3 protein-coding genes are annotated in these 2,178 nt (G+C 41.2%); all 3 read right to left on the reverse strand.

What is annotated here, in order from left to right; all coding sequences use genetic code 11:
* Positions 1–188: 188 nt before the first annotated feature.
* Positions 189–638 (reverse strand): C-GCAxxG-C-C family protein, encoded by a 450-nt coding sequence (locus tag ACHUFZ_RS21140; RefSeq protein ID WP_394128699.1) that lies wholly within the window; start codon positions 636–638, stop codon positions 189–191.
* Positions 639–774: 136 nt separating this feature from the next.
* A complete protein-coding gene (locus ACHUFZ_RS21145; protein ID WP_394128700.1) occupies positions 775–1,143 on the reverse strand; it encodes a DUF1294 domain-containing protein in 369 nt (122 codons plus the stop codon).
* 196 nt (positions 1,144–1,339) lie between these two features.
* Positions 1,340–2,074, reverse strand: coding sequence for a hypothetical protein (locus ACHUFZ_RS21150; RefSeq protein ID WP_394128701.1), 735 nt, complete (start codon positions 2,072–2,074; stop codon positions 1,340–1,342).
* Positions 2,075–2,178: the final 104 nt, after the last annotated feature.

Raw genomic sequence — 2,178 nt, forward strand, 5'->3', positions numbered from 1 at the left:
AGGAACGAATTGCCAGAGGGACAAAGAACTGAAGCCTAAGACCTTTAAGCCACTGAATTTCAAGTAAACATAACGCCGCGTTAAGTGGTGAGCAACGCTACCACCCTACCTAAACCATTGTGCCGTAAACACTAAATCCGAATCAAACCGAAAATGCCAAGCGTTGGGAATCCGTCTTAAACGCTTTGTTAGGCATCTTTGCTCAAGATTTGCACTGCTATTTCAGCGGCTTTTCGAGTGTAGTTACTACAATTAGACCGAAGATTATGAGAGCGAAAGTGAGCCATACCCTCTTCTGTACCAATGTCACAACCTAAAAGCTCATGACAGTCTTTAGCCCCAAATTCATTTTGAAACTTCTCGACTAACTCCTGCGTTGCTTCGTATGTATTCGCGACAGTATCACTTTGAGATTCACGACCTAGAACTAAGCTAATGCCCATAACAGCCCCTGATAAAGCACCACATGGTCCACAGGTTCTAGCCATGCCACTACAAAATCCAGTCGCCATTTTCGAGACTAAGCGATCATCCACCCCGTGATATTCAGCGATAGCAGAAACGACACTTTCAGCACACAAAAGTCCATGTTCAAAATGGGCTTCCGCTAACTTACCAAATTTTATTGATTCTTCCATAACAGCAACCTCCTTGATGCCTAACGCCGCATTAAGGTGTGAGCGACACTTGGCTATACTTGAGCGAAGCGAAACTGCCAAGCGTTGCGAATCACTCTTAAATGCTTTGTTAGCCAACAGCACTCACGTTGTCTTCCTACCCAATAAACCCTTGAATCATGTCTAAACCTGATGGTGTAAGTGTCCAACTAAATAGCATGGTATTCATGATAATTGTTATCCATAAGATCGCTTTAAAAGGCTGTTTTTGAGATTTATGACGCAAAGTTTGTTGAGCCACTAAAGCGCCTGGCCAACCAAAAAATAGAGACATAAGATGCAACGTATTCTCCGATGTCCTCCATTGGCCTTTTACGGCTGCTCTTTTATCGATGGCATACGTTACGAATGTAACAAAAGACATAAGCAAATAGATGGCGATGACAAATAACTCTCCACCCAAGATATAAGTTAAAACACTAGATAAAACTAAGAATACAGCACTGAATAAGACTGCAGGTGACATAAAATACACCTCTAATAATTGTGATACGTCAGGGCCGATTATACTCACCAAATTGAACGATTATAGTAAGCATAGTCTTAATTTTTCCTTTGTTGGCTAACGCCGCATTAAGGTGTGAGCGACGCTTGGCTATACTTGAGCGAAGCGAAACTGCCAAGCGTTGCGAATCACTCTTAAATGCTTTGTTATAAGTATGCTACCACGAAACCTCACCATCACTATTTAAAGGAAAACCCTCATCAACTTTAGTGTAAAGTGGTGAATTTCCCGTCATACGAGATACTTTTGTTGCAGATTTCCACTGCCCTGCCACCTTTCTAAGCCTAACACTTTGAATGAAATGTCCATGTCGAGAATTAGACTGCACCGTAAAACTTTTTTCTACATTGCCTCCAAGTGTGACGTAACCTTGCATATAACTTGTACTCGCGCTGATCGTACCAATATTGAGAATATGGTCGTCTGCAAGAGGGTTTTCTATTGTCCTCGGTTTCTTCGACGCTAAATCAACAATTCTGACGCTAAGATCGAAAATTGGATACCTATTACTTCCGTTTGTAATCATCAACTGACCACCATTTTTGATAGGATCCAAGCTAGTAAACTCTACGATCGGGAAACTATCCCCCCCAGTACTGAAAGCAATAATCTCTTCATTGAGATTTTCGATGACTTCTGATTTTTCAATCAATTGATCGTTCTTTTCATTCAGTTTCTGAGATGCTTGTATGAGTTGATTGCTCTTATCGTGAAGCTCGTTTGTTACGCTAGATATAGTTTCGTTCTTTTCTGAGATTTGTCGAGTTTTCTCTGTTAACTGCTCATTCACACTCGTTTGAATATTAGACGACCAAAGCACACCAATCGCACTAATGATAGCCCCTAGCAAAATCAAACCATTTGGTCCCCATAGGGATTGAATAAAAGCCACTTTAACTCCTGAGTAAAATAATACTTATAACGCCCTGTTAAGGTGTGAGCAACGCAATACCGATGCTTCCGCATACCACCTTAAACACCAAACACAACGCATAG

Origin of the sequence: Vibrio hepatarius, assembly GCF_043642085.1 — a bacterium.
GTDB lineage: Bacteria > Pseudomonadota > Gammaproteobacteria > Enterobacterales > Vibrionaceae > Vibrio > Vibrio hepatarius_C.